This is a genomic window from Polaribacter sp. WD7 (assembly GCF_003335085.1).
In the GTDB taxonomy this organism is placed as follows: domain Bacteria; phylum Bacteroidota; class Bacteroidia; order Flavobacteriales; family Flavobacteriaceae; genus Polaribacter.
This window is the reverse complement of the sequence record NZ_QPEJ01000018.1, coordinates 759,188-780,183: the sequence shown is the minus strand read 5'-3', so window position 1 is coordinate 780,183 and position 20,996 is coordinate 759,188. Positions and strand designations below refer to the sequence as shown.

General features: G+C 30.9%; 19 protein-coding genes. 12 read left to right on the top strand and 7 right to left on the bottom strand.

What is annotated here, in order from left to right; translation table 11 throughout:
• Positions 1-6: 6 nt before the first annotated feature.
• Positions 7-1,968 carry a YgiQ family radical SAM protein gene (locus DUT90_RS12720; RefSeq protein ID WP_114427552.1) on the bottom strand — a complete coding sequence of 654 codons (1,962 nt, stop codon included), beginning with the start codon at positions 1,966-1,968 and terminating at the stop codon, positions 7-9.
• A gap of 150 nt (positions 1,969-2,118) precedes the next feature.
• Between DUT90_RS12720 and DUT90_RS12715 the strand changes: the two genes are divergently transcribed.
• Positions 2,119-3,978, top strand: coding sequence for a peptidase M61 (locus DUT90_RS12715; protein WP_114427551.1), 1,860 nt, complete (start codon positions 2,119-2,121; stop codon positions 3,976-3,978).
• Between the two features lie 63 nt (positions 3,979-4,041).
• On the opposite strand, the gene DUT90_RS12710 is transcribed toward DUT90_RS12715, so the two are convergent.
• A complete protein-coding gene (locus DUT90_RS12710) occupies positions 4,042-4,788 on the bottom strand; it encodes a DJ-1/PfpI family protein (protein ID WP_114427550.1) in 747 nt (248 codons plus the stop codon).
• 109 nt (positions 4,789-4,897) lie between these two features.
• On the opposite strand from DUT90_RS12710, the gene DUT90_RS12705 reads away from it, so the two are divergent.
• Genes DUT90_RS12705 through DUT90_RS12695 form a run of 3 tightly spaced genes read left to right on the top strand, consistent with a single transcriptional unit; the run spans position 4,898 to position 9,067 of the window.
• Positions 4,898-6,820 (top strand): CocE/NonD family hydrolase, encoded by a 1,923-nt coding sequence (locus DUT90_RS12705; RefSeq protein WP_114427549.1) that lies wholly within the window; start codon positions 4,898-4,900, stop codon positions 6,818-6,820.
• Positions 6,821-6,829: 9 nt separating this feature from the next.
• Positions 6,830-8,647: a Xaa-Pro dipeptidyl-peptidase gene (locus DUT90_RS12700; RefSeq protein WP_114427548.1), complete on the top strand. Its 1,818-nt coding sequence runs from the start codon at positions 6,830-6,832 to the stop codon at positions 8,645-8,647.
• 6 nt (positions 8,648-8,653) lie between these two features.
• Positions 8,654-9,067, top strand: coding sequence for a DUF4174 domain-containing protein (locus DUT90_RS12695; protein WP_114427547.1), 414 nt, complete (start codon positions 8,654-8,656; stop codon positions 9,065-9,067).
• 270 nt (positions 9,068-9,337) lie between these two features.
• Here DUT90_RS12695 and DUT90_RS12690 read toward each other — a convergent pair whose 3' ends face one another.
• Positions 9,338-10,588: an MFS transporter gene (locus DUT90_RS12690; protein ID WP_114427685.1), complete on the bottom strand. Its 1,251-nt coding sequence runs from the start codon at positions 10,586-10,588 to the stop codon at positions 9,338-9,340.
• Between the two features lie 305 nt (positions 10,589-10,893).
• Between DUT90_RS12690 and DUT90_RS12685 the strand changes: the two genes are divergently transcribed.
• On the top strand, positions 10,894-11,505 hold the full coding sequence (locus tag DUT90_RS12685; RefSeq protein ID WP_114427546.1) for a DUF1684 domain-containing protein: 612 nt from the start codon (positions 10,894-10,896) through the stop codon (positions 11,503-11,505).
• A gap of 4 nt (positions 11,506-11,509) precedes the next feature.
• Here the strand turns inward: DUT90_RS12685 and DUT90_RS12680 are convergent, their stop codons facing one another.
• The 4 genes from DUT90_RS12680 to DUT90_RS12665 form a co-directional block, all read right to left on the bottom strand.
• Positions 11,510-11,758 carry a hypothetical protein gene (locus DUT90_RS12680; RefSeq protein WP_114427545.1) on the bottom strand — a complete coding sequence of 83 codons (249 nt, stop codon included), beginning with the start codon at positions 11,756-11,758 and terminating at the stop codon, positions 11,510-11,512.
• Between the two features lie 162 nt (positions 11,759-11,920).
• On the bottom strand, positions 11,921-12,247 hold the full coding sequence (locus tag DUT90_RS12675) for a nucleotide pyrophosphohydrolase (RefSeq protein ID WP_114427544.1): 327 nt from the start codon (positions 12,245-12,247) through the stop codon (positions 11,921-11,923).
• A 113-nt stretch (positions 12,248-12,360) separates the two neighbouring features.
• On the bottom strand, positions 12,361-13,131 hold the full coding sequence (locus DUT90_RS12670) for an alpha/beta fold hydrolase (RefSeq protein WP_114427543.1): 771 nt from the start codon (positions 13,129-13,131) through the stop codon (positions 12,361-12,363).
• Positions 13,132-13,159: 28 nt separating this feature from the next.
• Positions 13,160-13,873 carry a pyridoxine 5'-phosphate synthase gene (locus DUT90_RS12665; protein ID WP_114427542.1) on the bottom strand — a complete coding sequence of 238 codons (714 nt, stop codon included), beginning with the start codon at positions 13,871-13,873 and terminating at the stop codon, positions 13,160-13,162.
• A gap of 60 nt (positions 13,874-13,933) precedes the next feature.
• Between DUT90_RS12665 and DUT90_RS12660 the strand changes: the two genes are divergently transcribed.
• From DUT90_RS12660 to DUT90_RS12630, 7 genes are all read left to right on the top strand, one after another.
• The gene (locus DUT90_RS12660) at positions 13,934-14,593 is read left to right on the top strand and encodes a CBS domain-containing protein (RefSeq protein WP_114427541.1); all 660 of its coding nucleotides are present in this window, start codon (positions 13,934-13,936) and stop codon (positions 14,591-14,593) included.
• On the top strand, positions 14,593-15,492 hold the full coding sequence (locus DUT90_RS12655) for an NAD kinase (protein WP_114427540.1): 900 nt from the start codon (positions 14,593-14,595) through the stop codon (positions 15,490-15,492). The genes DUT90_RS12660 and DUT90_RS12655 overlap by 1 nt, the downstream gene beginning before the upstream one ends.
• Positions 15,493-15,598: 106 nt before the next feature.
• Positions 15,599-16,276 (top strand): DUF6089 family protein, encoded by a 678-nt coding sequence (locus DUT90_RS12650; protein WP_114427539.1) that lies wholly within the window; start codon positions 15,599-15,601, stop codon positions 16,274-16,276.
• A gap of 5 nt (positions 16,277-16,281) precedes the next feature.
• Positions 16,282-17,025: an isoprenyl transferase gene (locus DUT90_RS12645; RefSeq protein ID WP_114427538.1), complete on the top strand. Its 744-nt coding sequence runs from the start codon at positions 16,282-16,284 to the stop codon at positions 17,023-17,025.
• Positions 16,994-19,588 carry an outer membrane protein assembly factor BamA gene (gene bamA, locus DUT90_RS12640; protein WP_114427537.1) on the top strand — a complete coding sequence of 865 codons (2,595 nt, stop codon included), beginning with the start codon at positions 16,994-16,996 and terminating at the stop codon, positions 19,586-19,588. Before DUT90_RS12645 ends, bamA begins: the two co-directional genes overlap by 32 nt.
• Positions 19,589-19,651: 63 nt before the next feature.
• Entirely contained in the window at positions 19,652-20,467 is an 816-nt protein-coding gene (locus DUT90_RS12635) for an OmpH family outer membrane protein (protein WP_114427684.1), read from the top strand.
• A gap of 12 nt (positions 20,468-20,479) precedes the next feature.
• Complete coding sequence (locus DUT90_RS12630; protein WP_114427536.1) at positions 20,480-20,986, top strand: OmpH family outer membrane protein; 507 nt, start codon at positions 20,480-20,482, stop codon at positions 20,984-20,986.
• Positions 20,987-20,996: the final 10 nt, after the last annotated feature.

Here is a 20,996-nt window from a genome sequence, read left to right as displayed (position 1 = left end):
ACGCCACTACCTTCTCTTTTTAGAAGACGTTCTTTTTACCTTTTTCTTACGTTTGTTAAAAGGTATCGCATCATCAAAAGTATGTTTTGCAGGTTTTGCTTTTTTGTTTTTTTGCCAAGATTTATTTTCTGGTAAAAGCTTTTGTAACAAATCTTGTCTTCCAACTTTATGCAATGTTTTTCTAATCCAGTCTTTGTTTTCTTTTTTGTACCAAAAGAAAAATTTGTGCTGATCTTCTTTTTCCTTTTTTGTTTTTGGTGTTCGTGTTGGTTTTAACGTATACGGGTGATATCCTGAGTAATAAATTACAGTAGCAACCGTCATTGGTGTTGGCGTAAAACCTTGAACTTGTTCTAATTGAAAGCCCATGTCTTTGGTTTCTGCCGCCAAATTTGCCATATCTTCTACTTCGCTTGCAGGATGACTAGAAATAAAATACGGAATCAATTGTAGGTTCAACCGTTTTTTCATATTTATTCTATCAAAACGTTCTTTAAACTTATGAAAATAAGTAAAACTTGGTTTTCGCATTAATTTTAAAACAGGGTCAGAGGTATGTTCTGGTGCAACTTTTAATCGTCCTGAAACATGCTTAGTCATCACTTCTTCTGTATAAGCGTCTAACTCTTTTGCATCTGCGTTTTTATTAAATTCAGGCACTAACATATCGTGTCTTATTCCACTTCCAATAAACGATTTTTTTACCTTCGGATGTTTATCTACGGCTTGATACAATTCTGTTAACGGTTTATGAGAAGTATCTAAATTAGAACAAATAACAGGAGAAATACAAGAAGGAGCAACACACTTGTCGCATATTTCTTGCACTTTACCTTTCATTTGATACATATTTGCAGACGGTCCGCCAATATCAGACAAATACCCTTTAAAATCTGGCATATTGGCTACTTTATCTACCTCTTTTAAAACAGATTCTTGACTTCTGCTGGCAATAAATTTACCTTGATGTGCAGAAATGGTACAAAAGCTACACCCTCCAAAACACCCTCTATGAATGTTTATAGAGAATTTAATCATCTCAAACGCAGGTATAGGGCCTCTTTTATTATATTTAGGATGCGGCAAACGTGTGTAAGGTAAGTCAAAAGAACCATCAATTTCTGCTTCTGTCATTGTTGGAAAAGGCGGATTAATCATCAACAATTGATCTCCTACTTTTTGAAAAATACGTCTAGCTTTTAACTTGTTAGATTCTTGTTCTATAACTTTAAAGTTAGAGGCAAATGTTTTCTTATCGGCTAAACAAGCTTCATGAGAATTGATTTCTACATCTTCCCAATCTTTAACAACCGGAACTTTCTCTTCTTTTGGGTTAATTAAAACTGCTGTTTGCTTTATGTTTTTTAAACTCGAAAACGGAACTCCTTTTTGCAATAATTCTACAATTTCTCGCAAAGGTTGTTCTCCCATTCCGTAAACCAACATATCTGCTTTAGAGGTTTCTAAAATGGTTGGCAATAGTTTATCAGACCAATAATCATAGTGTGTTACGCGTCTTAATGAAGCCTCTATTCCACCAATTAATATAGGTACTTCTGGAAACTTTTCTTTTAAAATCTTAGAATATACAGAAGTAGCATAATCTGGTCTAAACCCTTTATCACCATTTGGAGTGTAAGCGTCTTTATCTCTTCTTTTTTTGCTAGCTGTATAATTCGAAACCATAGGGTCCATACAACCTCCAGTCGCTGCAAAAAACAAACGAGGTTTCCCTAATTTGGTGAAATCTTGTAAATTATCATGTACACTTGGTTGTGGCACAATGGCAACTCGCAAACCGTAGCTTTCTAAAATACGGCCAATTACTGCTGGCCCAAAAGAAGGATGGTCTACATATGCATCTCCACTAAACAAAATTACATCCAACTCTTCCCAACCACGTAACTTTACTTCTTTGTTTGTTGTTGGTAACCAATCTGTTAATAAATTTGCTTTAGCGTTCTCCATATACTGCAAAAATACATGTTTTTGCAAAGATTACAGCAAAAGCCATTTGTTTTTATAAGCTATCGTTTGTCATGGCTGTAAAATTTTTGTTAAATCTATAAATAGATACTTTTATTCTGATACTTTTGCGATTCTAAAAAATTTAAAATCATGAAAAATATACTTGCTTCCCTTATTGTTGCTTTATTTTTAGTAGGATGTGCTTCTTCTAAAATAGTTGCAAAAAAACAAATTATAGCCGTAGCAATAGATTTAAATAATGTAGTTGATGACAAAATAAAAATTGAAGTTGATCCAGGAAAAATAACCGAACAAAGCATTATATATCAAATACCTGCTATTGTCCCTGGCACCTATGCAATGAGCAATTATGGCCAATTCGTAACAGATATAAAAGCGTTCGATAAAAATGGAAATGAGCTAAGTGTAAACAAATTAGACACTAACTCTTGGCTTATAAACAACGCCCCTAAACTAGAAAAAATAACCTATTGGGTTAATGATACTTTTGACTCAGAAATAGAACATGGTATTTACGTCATGGCAGGCACTAATATTGAAGAAGGTAAAAATTTCTTTTTGAACTTACCTGGTCTTGTAGGATATTTTAAAGGTAAAAAAGAAACACCTTATCAATTAACAATTTCTCATCCAACAGATTTGTATGAAACGACTTCGTTAATTACCAAAAATAAGACCAAAGAAGACAATACAAAAGATATATTTTTAGCCAATAGGTATGATGAGATTTCTGATAACCCAATCATGTATGCCCCTTTAAATAATGTAGATTTTACTGTAAACGGAGTTGTAGTTTCTTTGGCTTTATACTCTCCTAACAACATACATGCTGCAAAAGATATGGAGGAAGATTTGAAAAAAATGGTAGCGGCTCAAACTAATTTTTTAGAAGGATTTTCTACCACTAACCAATACAATATTTTAGTGTATTTATTTGATCCTAAAGTATATGCTTGGAGTAGTTTTGGTGCTTTAGAACATTTATCTTCTACAACTGTAGTCTTTCCTGAAACATACAGCAAAGAGCAATTGACAAACGGAATGATTAACGGAACTGTTTCTCATGAATTTTTTCATATCGTAACACCATTATCTGTGCATTCTGAAGAAATACATTCTTTTGATTTTAACCAACCAAACATGTCTAAACATTTATGGATGTACGAAGGAATTACAGAATATTTTGCAAATTTATTTCAGGTAAATCAAGGCTTAATTTCTGATCAGGAGTTTATTGACGAGATGAAAAATAAAATTGCAAGTTCTTTGCGTTATAATGACACGATGTCTTTTACCAAAATGAGTAAAAATATTTTAGAAGACAAGTATGCAAAAAACTATGGAAATGTATACCAGAAGGGTGCTTTAATTGGTATGACACTTGACATTTTGCTAAGAGAAGAAAGTAAAGGTACTTATGGCGTTAGAAATTTAATGAAAGATTTATCTGAAAAATACGGGCAACACAAACCTTTTAAAGATGATGAAATCTTAGCAGAAATAGTTGCAATGACATATCCTTCTGTGGGTACTTTTTTCGATAATCATTTGACAGGAAATGTAGCAATTAACTATGACCAATACTTTGAGAAGGTTGGTGTAACCAAGAAAAAAGAAAATATAGATGCAGGGTACTTTTTTGACAGCAGTAGACAAATGTTTATCTCTGCCAACAACAAAAGGGAAATCTTTTTTACCGATAGAAAAAATACAGCATTAGCTGCTTTAGGTGTAAAACCTAACGATGTCTTAAAATCTGTAAATGGTACCGAGGTTACACTACAAAATATCAGAAATTTTATAGGCCAATCTGTAGGATGGAAAGCTGGAGATAAAATTACATTTGAAGTAATTAGAGGTGGAGAAGTTTTAAAATTAGAAGGCACCTTTATTAAAGGTACAACTGAAATTGAAAGTTTGGTAATTGAAGATTTGCCTGATACAAATCCAAAGAAAAAACTAAGAGATGCTTGGTTAAAGGCATTGTAAAATAAAAAAAGAGGCTCTCAATATGACAGCCTCTTTTTTACATTTTTTTGTGATGATTTGGATTTACTCTTTAATAATCAAATGCGGTACAGTTTCCAAATTCCAATCAATAACCAAACCACCTGCAAGAGATTTTGCAATTTCTTTACCGTATAAAATTTCACATAAGTATAAAGCTGCTTCAAAAGATTTAGCACCACCTGCTGAAGTAATGTACTTATCATCGTGTACAAATAAAACATTTTTTCTAATATCTAAATTAGAAAACATTATTCTCATCTTATCAATATCGCTAGGAAAAGTTGTAGATACTTTACCTGTTAACAAACCTGCTTTGGCTAAAACAAAAGCACCATCACAATGCGAAGTCATAAATAGGGCTTCTTTATCTATTTTTTGTACAAAACCAATCATAGCTTCATCTTCTAAATCAGTATCTAAGTGGTGTTCTGCAGAAGGAATTACCAAGATATCTATTTTAGGCAACGCATCTTTTAAATAATTGTAATCTGGTAAAATTCGCATCCCTTCAAAAGTAGTTATAGGTGCATCTGTATTGGCTACTGTAAAAACATTCATCGCTTTAATGTGTTCTCTAAAAATAGTATGCTGAAAAATATCATAAGGCGCTGTTAACTCTGTATTATATGTACCATTCATAATTAAAAAAGCTACATTGTATCTGTTTTTAGTTAACTCAAGCTGTTTTTTATATTCAGTTTCTGTAGTATTGCTCTTAACAGGTGTATTTTCTTTTTTGTTTTGGCAGCTTATAAACACCACCAATACAATCAACATCAATAATCTCATGATTTTTCTATTTAAAGTTGTATAAATGTATTTAAAATCATTTTAACAAATCATTTTCATATAACACTTTTTTGTTTTGTAATTTTAGCCATCACTAAACATAACCATCATGAAAAGATTGTTCTTTGTTCGTTTTGTACTATTGGGTATCCTTTTATTCTCATATAGCTGCTCTACAAACACATCACCAAAAACAGAAAAAAACAAAAATTTTGTTGCTGAAAACTATGTTAAAGAAGAAGTAGACATTGTTATGAGAGATGGTGTAAAATTGCACACAACCATTTATTCTCCAAAAGACAAAAACCAAAAATATCCTATTTTAATGCAAAGAACGCCTTATAGTTCTAAGCCTTATGGTGCAAAAATGAAAACTAAAATTGGGCCTAACACGCATTTAATGAAAGACAAATACATTATTGTGTATCAAGATGTTCGTGGACGTTGGATGAGTGAAGGTGTTTACGACAATATGCGTGCCTATATACCCAACAAAAAAGAAAACGAGGCTGATGAAGTTTCTGATACTTATGACACTATTGATTGGTTGGTTAATAATGTAGAAAACAATAACGGAAAAGTTGGTACTTGGGGAATTTCTTATCCTGGTCATTACGCAACAGTATCTACAATAGACGCACATCCTGCATTAAAAGCAGCTTCACCACAAGCCTGTATTGGCGATTTTTTCTTTGATGACTTTCATCATAATGGAGCATTTTTATTAAGCTATTTTAGAGCCATTTCTTTATTTGGTACATTTAAAGACACTCCTACAGATACTGCTTGGTATTCTTTTCCTAAAATGAATACCCAAGATCAATATCAATTTTTCTTAGACAAAGGACCTCTTAAAAATTTAAATGAATATTTTGAGTATGAAAAACTAGATGTAAACAATACCAAGAGTAAAAATCAAATTGATGACTTCTTTTGGAAAGAAATTGTAGAACATCCAAATTACGATTCTATCTGGCAAAGTAAAGGCATTATACAACATTTAGACAAAGTACCATCTACAGTTGCCACTATGATTGTTGGGGGTTGGTTTGATGCAGAAGATTTGTACGGACCTCTAGAAACCTACAAAGCCATAGAAAAACATGGTAAAAACAATTACAATACGTTGGTTTTTGGGCCTTGGGATCATGGAAAATGGGCTAGAGATGTTGTACAAAATACCGTTGGTAATTATTATTTTGGAGATTCTATATCATTAAAATATCAAGCTAAAGTTGAAACTCAATTTTTTCATCATTTCTTAAAAGGCAATGGTGATAAAAACTCTGGCTTACCAGAAGCTTATGTTTTTGATTCTGGAAAAAAAGAATGGAAATCTTATGACTCTTGGCCTCCTAAAAATACCAAAAAAGAGAATTGGTATTTGTCTAACAACCAGAAACTAACTACTGGCAAGGAGAACTCAGAAAAAATACAATTTATTAGTGATGTAAAACACCCTGTACCGTATTCTGAAGATATTAAAACCGTCTTTACTCCAAGAAAATACATGACAGACGACCAACGATTTGCAGCAAGAAGACCCGATGTTTTGGTCTTTGAAACTGATGTTTTAACAGAAGACTATACGCTTGCTGGAGATATTTTAGCACAATTAAAAGTTGCCACTACAGGTACCGCTGCAGATTGGATTGTTAAAGTTATAGATGTTCATCCTTCAGATGCGGAAGAGAACAATGAAAATATGCAAAACCATCTAAAAATGAGCAACTATCATTTAATGGTAAGAAGCGAAGTTATGCGTGGTAGATTTAGAAATAGTTTTGAATTTCCAGAACCTTTTACTCCCAACAAAAAAACAGCTGTAAACATTACCTTACAAGATGTTTTTCATACGTTTAAAAAAGGGCACAAACTGCAAATTCAAGTTCAAAGTACTTGGTTTCCTTTGATTGATTTAAATCCGCAAACCTATGTAGATAATATTTACAAAGCAGATAAAGCCGACTTTAAAACTCAAACACACACTATTTTCACAGACTCATCAATTCAATTTTCAGTATTAAAATAAAACAATAAAATGAAAAAAATAGTTCAATCTATCTGTTTATTTGTTTTTGCTTTTACCATTCAAGCACAAGAACAAGCTGTACCCGTATTTAAAAATGGAGAAGCTCAAATAGTAACAGCATTTAAAAATCCTGAAAATTGGATTCGTCATGACCTATGGGTAGAAACAACTTTTGATTCTGATGGAGACGGTAAATTAGACAGAATGCATGTAGATGTAACAAGACCTGCACAAACCGAAAACGGGTTAAAGTTACCTATTGTATATGAGTCAAGCCCTTATTATTCTGGAGTTGCTAGCGGAGGAAGAGAATTATTTTGGAACGTAAAACATGAATTGGGTGAAAAAGTTCCAGAACCTACAAGGTCTAACGTAAAAAGAACGGGCAAACGTCCAATAATCTCTAATTCACAAATAAAAACTTGGGTTCCTAGAGGTTACATTGTTGTGCATTCATCTTCACCAGGAACGGGGTTATCAGATGGTGCACCTACCGTTGGTGGCGATAACGAATCTTTAGCGCCTAAAGCTGTAATAGATTGGTTAAATGGTCGTGCAAAAGGTTTTTCAGAAAGAGAAGGAAATAAAGAAGTAACTGCATTTTGGTCTACAGGAAAGGTAGGAATGACAGGAACTTCTTATAACGGAACTATTCCGCTTGCAGCAGCAACAACTGGAGTTAACGGTTTAGAAGCAATTATACCTGTTGCTCCTAATACGTCTTATTACCATTATTATCGTTCTAATGGTTTGGTTCGTTCTCCAGGAGGATATTTAGGTGAAGATATTGATGTTTTATACGATTTTATCCATAGTGGAAAAGAAGAAAACAGAGCTAGAAATAACAAAGTTGTAAGAGATACAGAAATAGCAAATGGAATGGACAGATTATCTGGAGATTACAACGATTTTTGGGCTGGAAGAGACTATTTAAATGATATGAAACCGATGAAAGCAGCCTTACTAATGTCTCACGGTTTTAACGATTGGAATGTAATGCCAGAACATAGTTATAGAATTTATAAAAAAGCTTCTGAAATGGGCTTACCAACTCAAATTTACTATCATCAAAATGGACATGGAGGACCACCTCCTGTAAAAATGATGAACAGATGGTTTACTCGTTATTTACACGGAATTGAAAATAATGTAGAAAATGATGCCAAAGCTTGGATTGTTAGAGAAAACGACAAAAGAAGCGAACCAACACCTTATAAAGAATACCCAAATCCTGATGCTAAAGAAATTACTTTTTATTTAAAAGGCGGAGCTCCTAGAATTGGACATTTGTCTACAGAAAAATTGGAAATTAAGGAAACAGAAACTTTAATAGACAATTATTCTTTTTCTGCAGCCTCTTTAGCTCAGGCAGATTATACAAATCATCGCTTACTATACACTACACCTATTTTAAAAGAAGATCTTCATATTTCTGGAACCTCTGTTATTACCATAAAAGCAGCAAGCTCTAAAGAAGCAGTTAACCTATCTGTTTATTTAGTTTCTTTACCTTGGAGTAAAGGACGACGTGCAAAAATTACAGATAATATTATTACAAAAGGATGGGCAGATTTACAAAATTATAAATCATTAACTAAAAGTAAACCTCTAAAAAAAGGGAAGTTTTACGAGATGACTTTTAAATTACAACCTGATGATCAAATTATAAAAAAAGGACAACAAATAGGTTTGATGATTTTCTCTAGTGATTCTGAGTACACTTTGCTACCCAAACCTGGTACCGAATTGACAGTAGATTTAACGGGTACAAAAATTACGATTCCTATTGTAGGTGGTCAAGATGCTTTTAAAAAAGCAATAAACTAATTTTAAATGAGGAGTTTACATTTCCTTATTTTTGTTTTTTTTATTGTTAATTTAGTAGGTCAGGATTTAAAGAAACATCAATGGAAAGATAGACTCCTGTTGGTTTTTGTTGATGATAAAAATAATGCAACACTTAAAAACCAAATGAATCTCTTAGCTAATGATAAAAAAGGGCTTTTAGAACGAAAACTGGTTATTTACAATTTTACAAAAAATGAATTTAAAATGGGTTTTCAGTCAGATTGGTTTCCTTTCAAAAATAAAAAGATAACGCATTTAAAAAAAACTAACAGCTTTGAAGTGCTACTTATTGGTTTGGACGGAGAATTGAAATACAGACAGACAAAATTAATATCTTTAAAAAAAATATCATCATTAATTGATAGTATGCCAATGAGAATAAGAGAACTCAAAAATTGATACAATATACTACTAAAACTGTCTTAATCTTTTTAAATAAAATGCATACTTCTTTGACAATTAGAGAGCTAAAGTAGTTACATATAGAATTACCTTTAAACAATTTCTTTTAAACTTCTTTATTAGCATATTTGGTGTAGATAGTAATTTTTTCTTGCGATAAAAAAAATTATTACAGACATTTTACACACTATTAATAAGTACCATACCTTTTAACTTCCTTATTTGATTTAAGTATTCTTTTTATATTCTTTATAAAGTTTAGTATTATTATTGGTTTTCTCCTTTATTAGTTTGAACTTCTTGAAATGTAAAATTTTTATGCTCTTTTTTTAAGACATGTAGTAAATATAAAAGAATTACAACCCCAACACATGCAAAAATTGTAATTGCATACCAAGTTATAGTAAAACCAAATTTAGCTACCATTTGCATTCCTGTATTATGACTAAAAATATGTGATAAAGAAAAAGAAATACTATATAAAGCCATATACTCTCCTTGGTTTCCTTTTTTAGCTCTTTCTACTGCAAATGCATTAGAAAACGGAAAAGCAATCATTTCTCCCACAGTCATTAATACCATTCCAAGAATTAAAATTCCTATCCAACCTGTTGTATTTAAGACTACAAAACTCATAGCTGTTAGAAATAAACCAAGAGTTACCAATTTAATTTTTGATTTTTTTGCATCTTCTAACCATTTAATCAAAGGCATTTCAAAAAGAAAAATGAAAAACCCATTAAACCCCATAAGTAACCCTATCTCAAATTCAGACAACAATCTACTATCTTTATAGTATAAAGGTATAGTAGAAAAATATTGAAGAAAGACAAATCCAAAAATAAACATGGCTATAAAAAAAATCAAAAAAGCCTTGTCATTATAAGCAGAAATAGGATTTGCCGTTTTTACCTCATCCAAAATGTTTACCTTTTTTGGATGTAACACCTTAAGCAATAAAATAGACGCCAAAGCACAGGTAATACCATCTACCCAAAACAAGCCTTGGTAACCTACGGTTGTGATTATAACACCTCCAATTGCAGGACCTGCAGAAAACCCCAAATTGATTGCCAAACGAATTAAAGTTACAGAACGTGTTTTATTTTCTGGTTTACTGTAAGCGCTTAAAGCCACAAACATAGCTGGTCTAAAAGCATCGGCTACAAGCATAACTAAAAATATACCCACACAAAAACCGTAAAAAGTTTCTACATATTGCAACAACACAAATAAAACACCTGTTAACACTAAACTTACAAACATAACTTTATAATAACCAATAATGTCTGTAAGTTTTCCTCCAATCCAAGTTCCTACAACAGAACCTAAACCAAAAAAGGACATAATCCACCCTACATCAGTTAATGTAAAATTAAGACTTTTAGTAAGGTATAAAGACAGAAACGGAATTACCATTGTACCAGATCTATTGATAAACGTAATTAAAGACAACCACCAAACCTCTGTAGAGAGTCCTCTAAACGTATTTGCGTAATTTCTAAATAATGTTCTCATTTTTATTGAATCAGTTTTAAGGTTTAAACACATCTTGTTCTTTTACAAGTAATGCGTTGTAGCTTTTTTATAAAACTTCAAAATTTCATCAAACAAAAAGGTCCGACAAAATTGTCGGACCTTTATAAGTAATTGCTTTATGTTTAGCACATTAAAATACGTTATAATACCGACCATTATGGATCTTCTTAATCCATGATAATTGAGTAATATGTGTATTAACGTTGCGCATTTTTGCTATTTATGCATCAAAACTACACAAAATATTTTGATTATTGTATTTTTGATTTAGAATTTTACACCTTATGAAAAAAATCTTTTTACTTTCTCTTTTATCTGTTATTATTTCTTGCAACTCTCAAAGCAAAAGACCTTTAGTTGGTGAGTCTGAATACCAAAGAAATCTTAATGCAACCTATAAAGATGCTTCTAAATCTCCTTTAAAAAAGAGAGATTTAAAAGAGTTTAAAGGTCTTGATTTTTTTCCTATAGACTCAACATATATTGTAAAAGCTAAATTTACAAAAACAGAGAATGCTGTAACTTTTGAAATGCCTACCACAACTACTAGAAAACCGCTATATAAAGAGTATGGTAAACTAAATTTTACTTTACAAGAGCAAAGTTGTGAATTAACAATTTACCAAAGTCAAGATGATTTAGAAGATACAAAATATAAAGACTATTTGTTTTTACCTTTTACAGATGACACTTCTGGTGATACATCTTATGGTGGAGGACGTTATATGGACATTATGATTTCTGACATTAACGATCAAAACATTGTCATACTAAATTTTAACAATACATACAACCCTTATTGTGCATATAATGACAAATATTCTTGTCCGTTAACACCTCGAAAAAACCATCTTAATATTGCAATTAAAGCGGGTATTAAAGCTTTTAAAAAATAAAGAATTACTTGGTGTTTTTATTGGTAATATAAAGTCCGTAAAATATACTAAGTACAATTTTATATGCAAAAAAAACTTTCCATTTACCATTAGTAAAATTACTTTGAGACAGTGCTTTAAAATCACCTGAAAAAATTTCTGAAGAACTATTTATCAATAAAGAAACTACAGTAACAATTACAAAAAACGGGATTGTAATTTTAGCAAAATTGATCCAAAAACTTTTCTTTTTAATTTTCTCTAAAAAATGCATTAGTTGTATATATTAATGTGTTGTGCGTTGTACTTTAAAAAAGTTTTAAACTCTCAGTTCTAGTTTTTTTTGTAATAAGTTATTGAGAACTATTTAGTAACTGAAGTTTTTATTTTCAATATAAATTTAGCTCATTTCAATCGTAAAATTCATACAATAAAATTATTTTAATTTCTCATTGTTGTGATGACGATTGTGATCTCGTTTGGTTTTAATTTCTAGTTTTTTTTCAAAAGCATCTTGCAAATCAACTCCTGTTTGGTTTGCCAAACATAAAACCACAAATAAAACATCGGCTAACTCTTCACCTAAATCTTTATTTTTATCAGATTCTTTTTCACTTTGCTCTCCATAGCGTCTTGCAATGATACGTGCTACTTCACCAACTTCTTCTGTGAGTTGAGCCATATTTGTCAATTCGTTAAAATAACGTACCCCATGGTTTTTAATCCAATTGTCTACTTGTTCTTGTGCGCTTGTTATACTCATCTTTTCGCTTTAAAGTGTAAATTTACAAAGTGTTGAAAAAAAATTAGTTACTTTATTTATAAAATTCTATTCTTATTAAAAACATACAATACTGAAAAATCGCTTGTAAACAATTAACTCAAAAATGTATGAACTTCTTTGTAAAATTGTTTTGGGTTTTCAGCATGTAACCAATGGCCTGCATTGGAAATTTCTACAATTTTAGAATTTGGAAAATGAGCTTCAATAATTTGTACTTCTTTATCTGTGATATAATCGGACTTATCGCCTTTTAAAAATAATGTATCGTTTTCAAACACAGTAAAAGAAGGCAATGAAGCACCAACTTCAGGATTATTCTCTGTTAACGATGCTAAATTAAAACGAAAGTCTAAAACTCCTTTTTCTTTCCAATAAACATTCTTTAATAAAAACTGCCTTACCCCAAACTCTGGAATTAATTCAGCCAATTTTTTATCTACCAAGCTTCTTGTATTCTGGAGAGCAAAATCTATTGAATTTAATCCTGCTAAAATTGCATTATGATGTGGTGCATATTGTCTCGGAGAAATATCTACAATTATTAACTTTTCTACAAACTCAGGATAGGTTACTGCAAATAACATTGCTGTTTTACCTCCCATAGAATGACCAATAATATACACTTTATCTAGCTGATGATACTTAACATAAGCATATAAATCATCAACCAAAACCTCATAATTAAATTCGTCATCATGAAAACTTCTTCCATGGTTTCTTTGATCTATTAAGTGTACTTCAAAATCTTCAGAAAACTGATTTCCTAAAGTTTTCCAATTATCACTCATACCAAAATAACCATGCAGAATTAATAATGGAACACCTTCTCCTTTTATGGTTGAATGTAAAACTTTTTGAGACATGAACTAATTTAGATATTATTACAACAAATTATTTTAAACGATGTAAATACATATTTACAACATTTTCTAACCCTAAATAGAGACTTTCTGCAATTAAGGCATGACCAATAGATACTTCTGCTAGATTCGGGATATTTTCTTTAAAAAATTTAATATTATCCAAGCTTAAATCGTGTCCTGCATTTATGCCTAACCCCAAACTATTTGCTAAAATTGCCGAATCTGTGTATGGTTTAACAGCCTCTTTATTTCCTTTTTCAAACTCACTAGCAAAATGCTCGGTGTATAATTCAATTCTATCCGTTCCTGTTTTGGCAGCAGCCTCCATCAATTTTAAATCAGTACCTATAAAAATAGAAGTTCGTATTCCGTTTTGCTGAAACTCTTGTATTACCTCTTGTAAAAATTTCTGATGCGTTATAGTGTCCCAACCTGCGTTAGACGTAATTGCATCCACTGCATCTGGCACTAGCGTAACCTGAGTTGGTTTAATATCTAACACTAAATCCATAAAAGATTTTACTGGATTTCCTTCAATATTATATTCCGTAATCACAACATCTTTTAAATCTCTAGCATCTTGATATTTAATGTGTCTTTCATCTGGTCTTGGATGTACAGTTATTCCTTCTCCACCAAACTCTTGAATATCTCTAGCTACTTTTAAAAGATTAGGTACATTTCCTCCTCTAGAATTGCGTAAAGTTGCAATTTTATTGATATTTACACTTAGCTTTGTCATTCCTTAAAATTAAGCTGCAAAGGTACTTTATTAAATCATTTTATCCTATATTCGTACTAGATGAATATTACTGATTACATACTCGAAGAAATAAAACCACTACACCTAGAAAATTCGGTAAAAAAGGCAAAAAAAGTATTTAAAAACTACCCTATTACCCATTTTCCTGTAGTTGAAAATAACAGATTATTAGGCAATTTTGCTGAAGAAGATATACAGACCATAGAAGAAAAGGAAAACACTTTGGTAATTTATGGAGATTTGTTGCATTCTTTTTTTGCAGACGAAAAAGCAACTGTTTTAGAATTGCTTAAAATTTTTGCAGACAATGACACCAACATTATTCCTATTCTAAATGATGTTAAAGAATACATGGGTTATCTAGATTTACGTGACGTATTAGATGTTTTTTCTACAAGTCCTTTTATGATTGATGAAGGTGAAACTTTAATTGTAGAAAAGCTTATTAATGATTACTCTATGAGTCAAGTAACACAAATAGTAGAATCTAATAACGGAAAACTTTTAGGCTTATACATTTCAGAAAAAACACACGAAACTGTACAAATTACCTTAAAAATTATTTCTGAAGAAATCAATGAAATCATGCATACTTTTAGAAGATACGATTACAAAATCATCTCTATTCATGAGAATGATATTTACTTAGAAGACCTAAAAAACAGATCAGAATATTTACAGAAATATTTAGAAATGTAATGAAAAAAGCAGCTATTTACGCACAATCTTACGCTATCTCATCTGAAGCTGAAATTCTAAAACTACTTAATGTTTTAGAAAAAAATAACATTGAATTCTGTATTGAAAATAAATTTTATAAACTTCTAATACAACAAAAAGTCTTAGAAGACAAACATACCTGTTTTAAAAGTTTTGATGATTTAGATAACACTTATGACATTATGTTTACCATAGGTGGTGATGGTACTTTTTTACGTTCAGTAACGCATATTAGAGATTTAAACATTCCTATTTTAGGTATTAATACAGGTAGATTGGGTTTTTTAGCCACGGTGCCAAAAGATGCAATTGAAGAAAGTATAAATCATGTTTTAAATGGAGAATATACATTACAAGAACGATTTCTGTTAACCATAAAGACAGAACCATCTATAAAGGATTTAAAAGAGTTAGATTTTGCTTTAAACGAAGTAACCATAGCTAAAAAAAATACAACTTCTATGATAGGAGTAAAAACGTATTTAAACAATGAATATCTTACAAATTATTGGGCAGATGGTTTAATCATATCTACCCCAACAGGCTCTACAGGATATTCATTAAGTTGTAATGGCCCTGTAATTTTACCAGATTCTAAAAATATGGTGGTTACACCAATTGCTCCTCATAATTTAAATGCTAGACCTATTGTAATTTCTGATGAAACTAAGATACAATTAGAAGTAGACTCTAGAGAAAAAAGCTATCTAATTTCACTTGACTCTAGAGTGACTACAGTACCAAAAAACACAAAGATTTTCATTGAAAAAACAAGTTATACAATAAAGAGTATTCTTCCAAAAAACCAATCTTTCTTAAAAACATTACGAAGTAAATTGTTATGGGGAGAAGATATCAGAAACAAAACCAATCTTTAACCATTTTTTTACAATAATTATTTAAAAAAGTTGTTATCCAAAAAAGACTGAATATTAACTTCATAAAGCAAATTGAATTACTTATATTTGCTCGCTATTTTTTAGAATGAAAAAAGGTATCTTATTTATTGCAATATTAGGTTTTGTCTCTATTTTAAAAGGACAAGTACACGAAATTGGTTTCACTTTAGGAGGAACAAATTACGTGGGTGATATTGGTAAAAATAACTATATCTATCCTAACCAAGGCGCAGGTGCACTTATGTACAAATACAATTGGAATCCTAGAATAGCCTTGAGAGCAACCTATAGTTATTTACCTATAAAAGGAAATGATTCTCAGGCAGATACTGGTTTTAGAAAAGATAGAGGAATTTCATTTTCAAACACAATTAATGAACTTGCTGTGGGTATAGAGTATAATTTTTATGAGTTTGATATGTCTTCTTCAAACAATACTTGGACTCCTTATTTACTACTAGAACTTGTGGGTTTTAATTATAGAAATGTAGTGTCTAACCCTACCCCAAGCGAAATTAATTTAGGAAACAAAACTGCATTTGCAATACCGTTTGGAATAGGATATAAAACTAAAATATATGGTACTTTGGCTTTTGCTGTTGAAGCTAAATTTAGATATACATTTGAAGATGATTTAGATTTTGTATCTAATGAAACCCCTGGTGTTAGTTTAGAAGGTACAGGTAACGACTGGTATATGTTTACAGGAGTATCTTTAATTTACACATTTGGTAGACCCTCATGTTATAAAGACGGATTTTAATAAATATGGATAAAAAACTACTCATTGACTTAGATAGAGTTCCAAAACATGTTGCCATTATTATGGATGGTAATGGACGTTGGGCCAAAGGACAAGGTATGAACAGGGTTTTTGGCCATAAAAACGCGTTAACATCTGTAAGGCAGTCTATAGAAACTGCTGCTGAAATTGGAGTTGAAGCCATAACACTATATGCATTTTCAACAGAAAACTGGAAACGTCCTAAATTTGAGGTAGATGCTCTAATGAGACTTTTGGTAAATTCTTTAAAGAAAGAATACGATACATTTCAAAAAAATGATGTTAAAGTAAATGCTGTAGGTAATATCGAAAATTTACCTCAAAATGCGCAAAAAACTCTATCAGAAGTTATAAAGAAAACAAAAAATAATAAAAGAATTGTAATGACCTTAGCTTTAAGCTATGGTTCTAGAGAAGAAATTGTTAATGCTATTAAAAACATATCTAAAAAAGTTGTTAATAAAGAACTTTCTTTAGAAGAAATTAATGAAAACACTATAAATAATCATTTATATACGTTTAATTTGCCCGAGGTCGATCTTATGATAAGAACTAGTGGAGAACATCGTATTAGTAATTTCTTATTATGGCAGATGGCATATGCTGAGTTATATTTTACAGATGTACTTTGGCCAGACTTTAGAAGGGAGCATTTTTGCGATGCTATTATAGATTATCAGAATAGAGAACGAAGATTTGGAAAGACAAGCGAACAGATTACAGAATAAATTCTTAACGAAATTAATTTTTGCTGCAATAGTGTTTTTATCACTATTTTTTAATATAAATGTTAGTGCACAGCAGCAAAATGATAGTATCAAAACAGTTGAAAAAGATACTTCTGCTGTAAAAAATGTTTCTTACGAAAAAGGAAAAGAATACATTTTAGGTGGTATATCTGTAACTGGTTTACAAAAATTTAGCGAAGAAACGGTTAGGGTTTTTACGGGCTTACAAATAGGATTGCCTCTTAAAATCCCTGGTGATAAATTAACGAGTGCTATCAAAAAACTATACGAGAGTAAACAATTTAGTAATGTAGATGTATACCTAGCCAAAGTAGATGGTAACACAATTTACCTTCAATTTGATGTCCAAGAACTCCCTCAGTTGAGCCAGATTAAAATTTCTGGTATAAAGAAAGGAAAAGCTAAAGAATTAAAAAAAGATGCCGAATTAAAAACAGGAGCTATGGTTACCGACAATCTTGTGGTAACAACAAAAAACTACATCTCAAAGAAATATACAGACAAAGGTTTCTTAAAAACCAAAGTTAGTTTAGACCTTAAAAAAGACACTACAGATATTAATGCTGTGGATATGTCTATCTACGTAGATAAAGGACAAAAAATAAAAATAAAAGATATATTTTTTGATGGAAATGAAGCGCTTTCCGATAAAAATTTGAGAAAAGCTTTAAAAAACACCAAGAGAAAATTTATTGGTCGTTTTTGGAAAGGTTCTAAATATATTGAAGAAGATTTTCAAGAAGACTTAGAAAACGTATTAGATAAATATAGTAGGCTTGGTTATAGAGATGCTCGTATTTTAAGTGATAGTATTTCTTGGAATGATAACAATACAATTAATGTTCATCTCTCACTAGAAGAAGGTAAACAATACAGATTTGCTGATATAATTTTTGTAGGCAACAAAGAATATACAGATGATCAGTTGCAAAACTATTTAAGAATAGAGAAAGGAGATATTTATAATGGTGCTGTTCTTAAAGAAAGAATTCAAGGAGATGGAACCCCAACTTCTCAAGATATCTCTACATTATACCAAGATAATGGATTCTTATTTTCTTCTGTAAATGCTGTAGAAACAAAAGTTCAAAATGATTCTATCACTGTTGAAATTAGAATTAGAGAAGACGAAAAAGCAAGAATTAGAAAAGTAACTGTTACTGGAAACGATAAGACTAATGACCATGTTTTATTTAGAGAAATACGTGTAAAACCGGGTGATTTATTTAGTAGAAGCCAAATTATAAGATCTATTAGAGAAATTGGTCAACTTGGTTTCTTTGACGCTAATGTTAGTCCAAATGTAGTGCCAGATTATCAAAACAAAACTGCAGATATAGATTTTTCTGTTACTGAAAAAGGAGGAAGTCAAATAGAATTACAAGGTGGTTATGGTGGTGGTGCTTTTATTGGTACATTAGGGCTTTCTTTTAATAATTTTTCTATACGTAATATCTTTAACAAAGAAGCATATAGACCTTTGCCTACAGGAGACGGTCAAACATTATCGTTAAGACTACAAACCAGTAGAACCTTTAGTACGTATAGTTTTTCTTTTACAGAACCATGGTTGGGGGGTAAAAAACCACAATCTTTATCATTTTCTATTTATTCATCTAATCAATTTCAAATTAACCCCCAAACTTTTGATGTAGACAGAAATAGAAGTTTAGGAATTATAGGAGCTTCTGTTGGTTTAGGTAAACGTTTAAAATGGCCAGATGATTTCTTTCAACTATCTCAAAGCATAGCTTTTCAAAGCTTTAACTTAGATAATTATAATTTTAGAGTTGGTGAATCTATTTTAAATAACGGTAACTTAAAAAACCTTTCTTACAGTGCAACACTTTCGAGAAACTCTGCAGGACCAAGTTTAATTTTTCCTACTTATGGTTCAGAATTCTCTTTAGGTGTAAAAGCAACATTGCCTTATTCTTTATTAAGCGGGAACGATTTTATTCAACCAGAAGGTTTAACTTCTGCCCAACAAAATGACTTTCTTGCTGACAAATTTGAATGGTTAGAATATTATAAATTTACATTAAAAGGAAAATGGTACACTTCTTTTACTGACAAGTTAGTCTTAATGACAAATGCAGAATTTGGTTACTTAGGTTTTTACAATTCAAAAATTGGACTGACACCTTTTGAAAGATATTTTGTAGGTGGTGATGGAATTGCCGTTTTTCAATTAGATGGTAGAGAAGTTGTAGGTTTAAGAGGTTATGAAAACAATAGATTATCTCCAATACAAGGTAGTTCTATTTATAATAAATTTCAATTAGAATTGCGTTATTCTATTACAGATTCTCCTTCTGCTTCTATTTATACATTAGGATTTTTAGAAGCAGGTAATGGTTATGACAATTTTGAGACATTTAATCCGTTTGATGTAAAACGATCAGCAGGATTGGGTGTCAGAATATTTATGCCAGCGTTTGGTTTATTAGGAATAGACTTTGCCCATGGATTTGACCCTTTACCAGGACAAACCGTTAAATCTGGTTGGCAAACACATTTTATCATAGGAAGACAATTCTAAGAAAACACTAAAATTGTGTAAATTTATTTTTTTGGCATGGTTTTTTCTAAATACATTATACAAATGAAAAAAGTTTTTTTAGTAACAGTTCTTTTATATTTTGCTACTTCTTCTTGGGCTCAAAGAAGTCAAAATATAGCTTATATTGATATGGAGTATATTTTAGAAAATGTTCCTGAATATCTAGATGCTCAAAATACATTAAATGCTAAAATTTCTAAATGGAGAAAAAAATTAGATGATCAAGCGAGACATATAGAAGTATTAAAAACAGATTTAGCAAACGAAAAAGCTATTCTCACAAAAGATTTAATTGAAGAAAAAGAAGAAGAAATTTCTTTAAAACAAGCAGAGTTAAGAAGATTAGAGTCTTTATATTTTGGACCAAATGGAGATATGTTTACGATTCGTAAACAATTAGTCAAACCAATACAAGATCAAGTATACAATGCTATACAGAGTATTTCTAAAAGAAAAAAATATGATTTTGTATTTGATAAATCTAGTGAGTTAGTCATGTTGTATTCAAATAAAAAATACGATATTAGCGAACTTGTTTTATCAACAATAGACAGAACAAGACTGGTAAAAGAAAAAAACGAGAAAAGAGAAGCAAAAAAGAAAAGTAAAAGAAACACTAAAAAAAATATTGCAGCTCCTAAAAGAGAATTAACAGAAAATCAAAAAAATATTGTCAAACAGAAAGAGGACGCAAAGGCTAAAAAGATTGCAGAAGTAGAAGCTAAAAAGAAATTAATTGCAGAAAAAAGAAAAGAAGCTCTCAAAAAAAGAGATGAAGCTAGAAGAATTCTAAGAGAAAAAAAGGAAGCTGCTAGAAAAAAGAAAGAACAAGAAAAAAAAGACGAGAATAATAATTAAATCAAAACAAGAATGAAAAATTTAAAAACGTTACTATTAATTGCTGTATTTACTTTAGGAGTAGGTGGTGTTGCAAATGCGCAAAAACTAGGTCATATTGACTTTGAAAAATTAGTAGCAGCTATGCCAGCGACAAACTCTTTAAAAGCTGATATGGAAAAGTTAGGAAAAACATACCAAGATGAAATTACCGGTATGGAGAAAAAACTTGAAGATACCAGAAAAAAGTATATCGCAGAATCTAAGTCTCAAACAGATGAAACAAATGCTAAAAGAGCACAAGAAATGCAACAAGAGGGTTTAAAAATTGAACAAGCTAGACGTTTTGCTTACCAAGATATGCAGAAGAAACAAGCCGACGAATTACAACCAATTATAGAAAAAGCTCAAAAGGCTATAGAAGAAGTTGCTGCTGCAAAAGGTATTACTTACGTTTTTGACGCATCCCCTGGAAAAGGATTATTGGTTAAAAAAGGTGAAGATATCTATAACGCTGTTAAAGCTAAATTAGGATTCTAATCATATTTAA

Bases quoted from the DNA above. Each gene is read 5' to 3' on its own strand.
- DUT90_RS12670 (WP_114427543.1), bottom strand. From the start codon at position 13,131: ATGTCTCAAAAAGTTTTACATTCAACCATAAAAGGAGAAGGTGTTCCA.
- DUT90_RS12650 (WP_114427539.1), top strand. From the start codon at position 15,599: ATGAAAAAAGGTATCTTATTTATTGCAATATTAGGTTTTGTCTCTATT.
- DUT90_RS12710 (WP_114427550.1), bottom strand. From the start codon at position 4,788: ATGAGATTATTGATGTTGATTGTATTGGTGGTGTTTATAAGCTGCCAA.
- DUT90_RS12675 (WP_114427544.1), bottom strand. From the start codon at position 12,247: ATGAGTATAACAAGCGCACAAGAACAAGTAGACAATTGGATTAAAAAC.
- DUT90_RS12680 (WP_114427545.1), bottom strand. From the start codon at position 11,758: ATGCATTTTTTAGAGAAAATTAAAAAGAAAAGTTTTTGGATCAATTTT.
- DUT90_RS12635 (WP_114427684.1), top strand. From the start codon at position 19,652: ATGAAAAAAGTTTTTTTAGTAACAGTTCTTTTATATTTTGCTACTTCT.
- DUT90_RS12700 (WP_114427548.1), top strand. From the start codon at position 6,830: ATGAAAAAAATAGTTCAATCTATCTGTTTATTTGTTTTTGCTTTTACC.
- DUT90_RS12715 (WP_114427551.1), top strand. From the start codon at position 2,119: ATGAAAAATATACTTGCTTCCCTTATTGTTGCTTTATTTTTAGTAGGA.
- DUT90_RS12655 (WP_114427540.1), top strand. From the start codon at position 14,593: ATGAAAAAAGCAGCTATTTACGCACAATCTTACGCTATCTCATCTGAA.
- DUT90_RS12695 (WP_114427547.1), top strand. From the start codon at position 8,654: ATGAGGAGTTTACATTTCCTTATTTTTGTTTTTTTTATTGTTAATTTA.
- DUT90_RS12690 (WP_114427685.1), bottom strand. From the start codon at position 10,588: ATGAGAACATTATTTAGAAATTACGCAAATACGTTTAGAGGACTCTCT.
- DUT90_RS12665 (WP_114427542.1), bottom strand. From the start codon at position 13,873: ATGACAAAGCTAAGTGTAAATATCAATAAAATTGCAACTTTACGCAAT.
- DUT90_RS12630 (WP_114427536.1), top strand. From the start codon at position 20,480: ATGAAAAATTTAAAAACGTTACTATTAATTGCTGTATTTACTTTAGGA.
- DUT90_RS12645 (WP_114427538.1), top strand. From the start codon at position 16,282: ATGGATAAAAAACTACTCATTGACTTAGATAGAGTTCCAAAACATGTT.
- DUT90_RS12705 (WP_114427549.1), top strand. From the start codon at position 4,898: ATGAAAAGATTGTTCTTTGTTCGTTTTGTACTATTGGGTATCCTTTTA.
- DUT90_RS12685 (WP_114427546.1), top strand. From the start codon at position 10,894: ATGAAAAAAATCTTTTTACTTTCTCTTTTATCTGTTATTATTTCTTGC.
- DUT90_RS12720 (WP_114427552.1), bottom strand. From the start codon at position 1,968: ATGGAGAACGCTAAAGCAAATTTATTAACAGATTGGTTACCAACAACA.
- DUT90_RS12660 (WP_114427541.1), top strand. From the start codon at position 13,934: ATGAATATTACTGATTACATACTCGAAGAAATAAAACCACTACACCTA.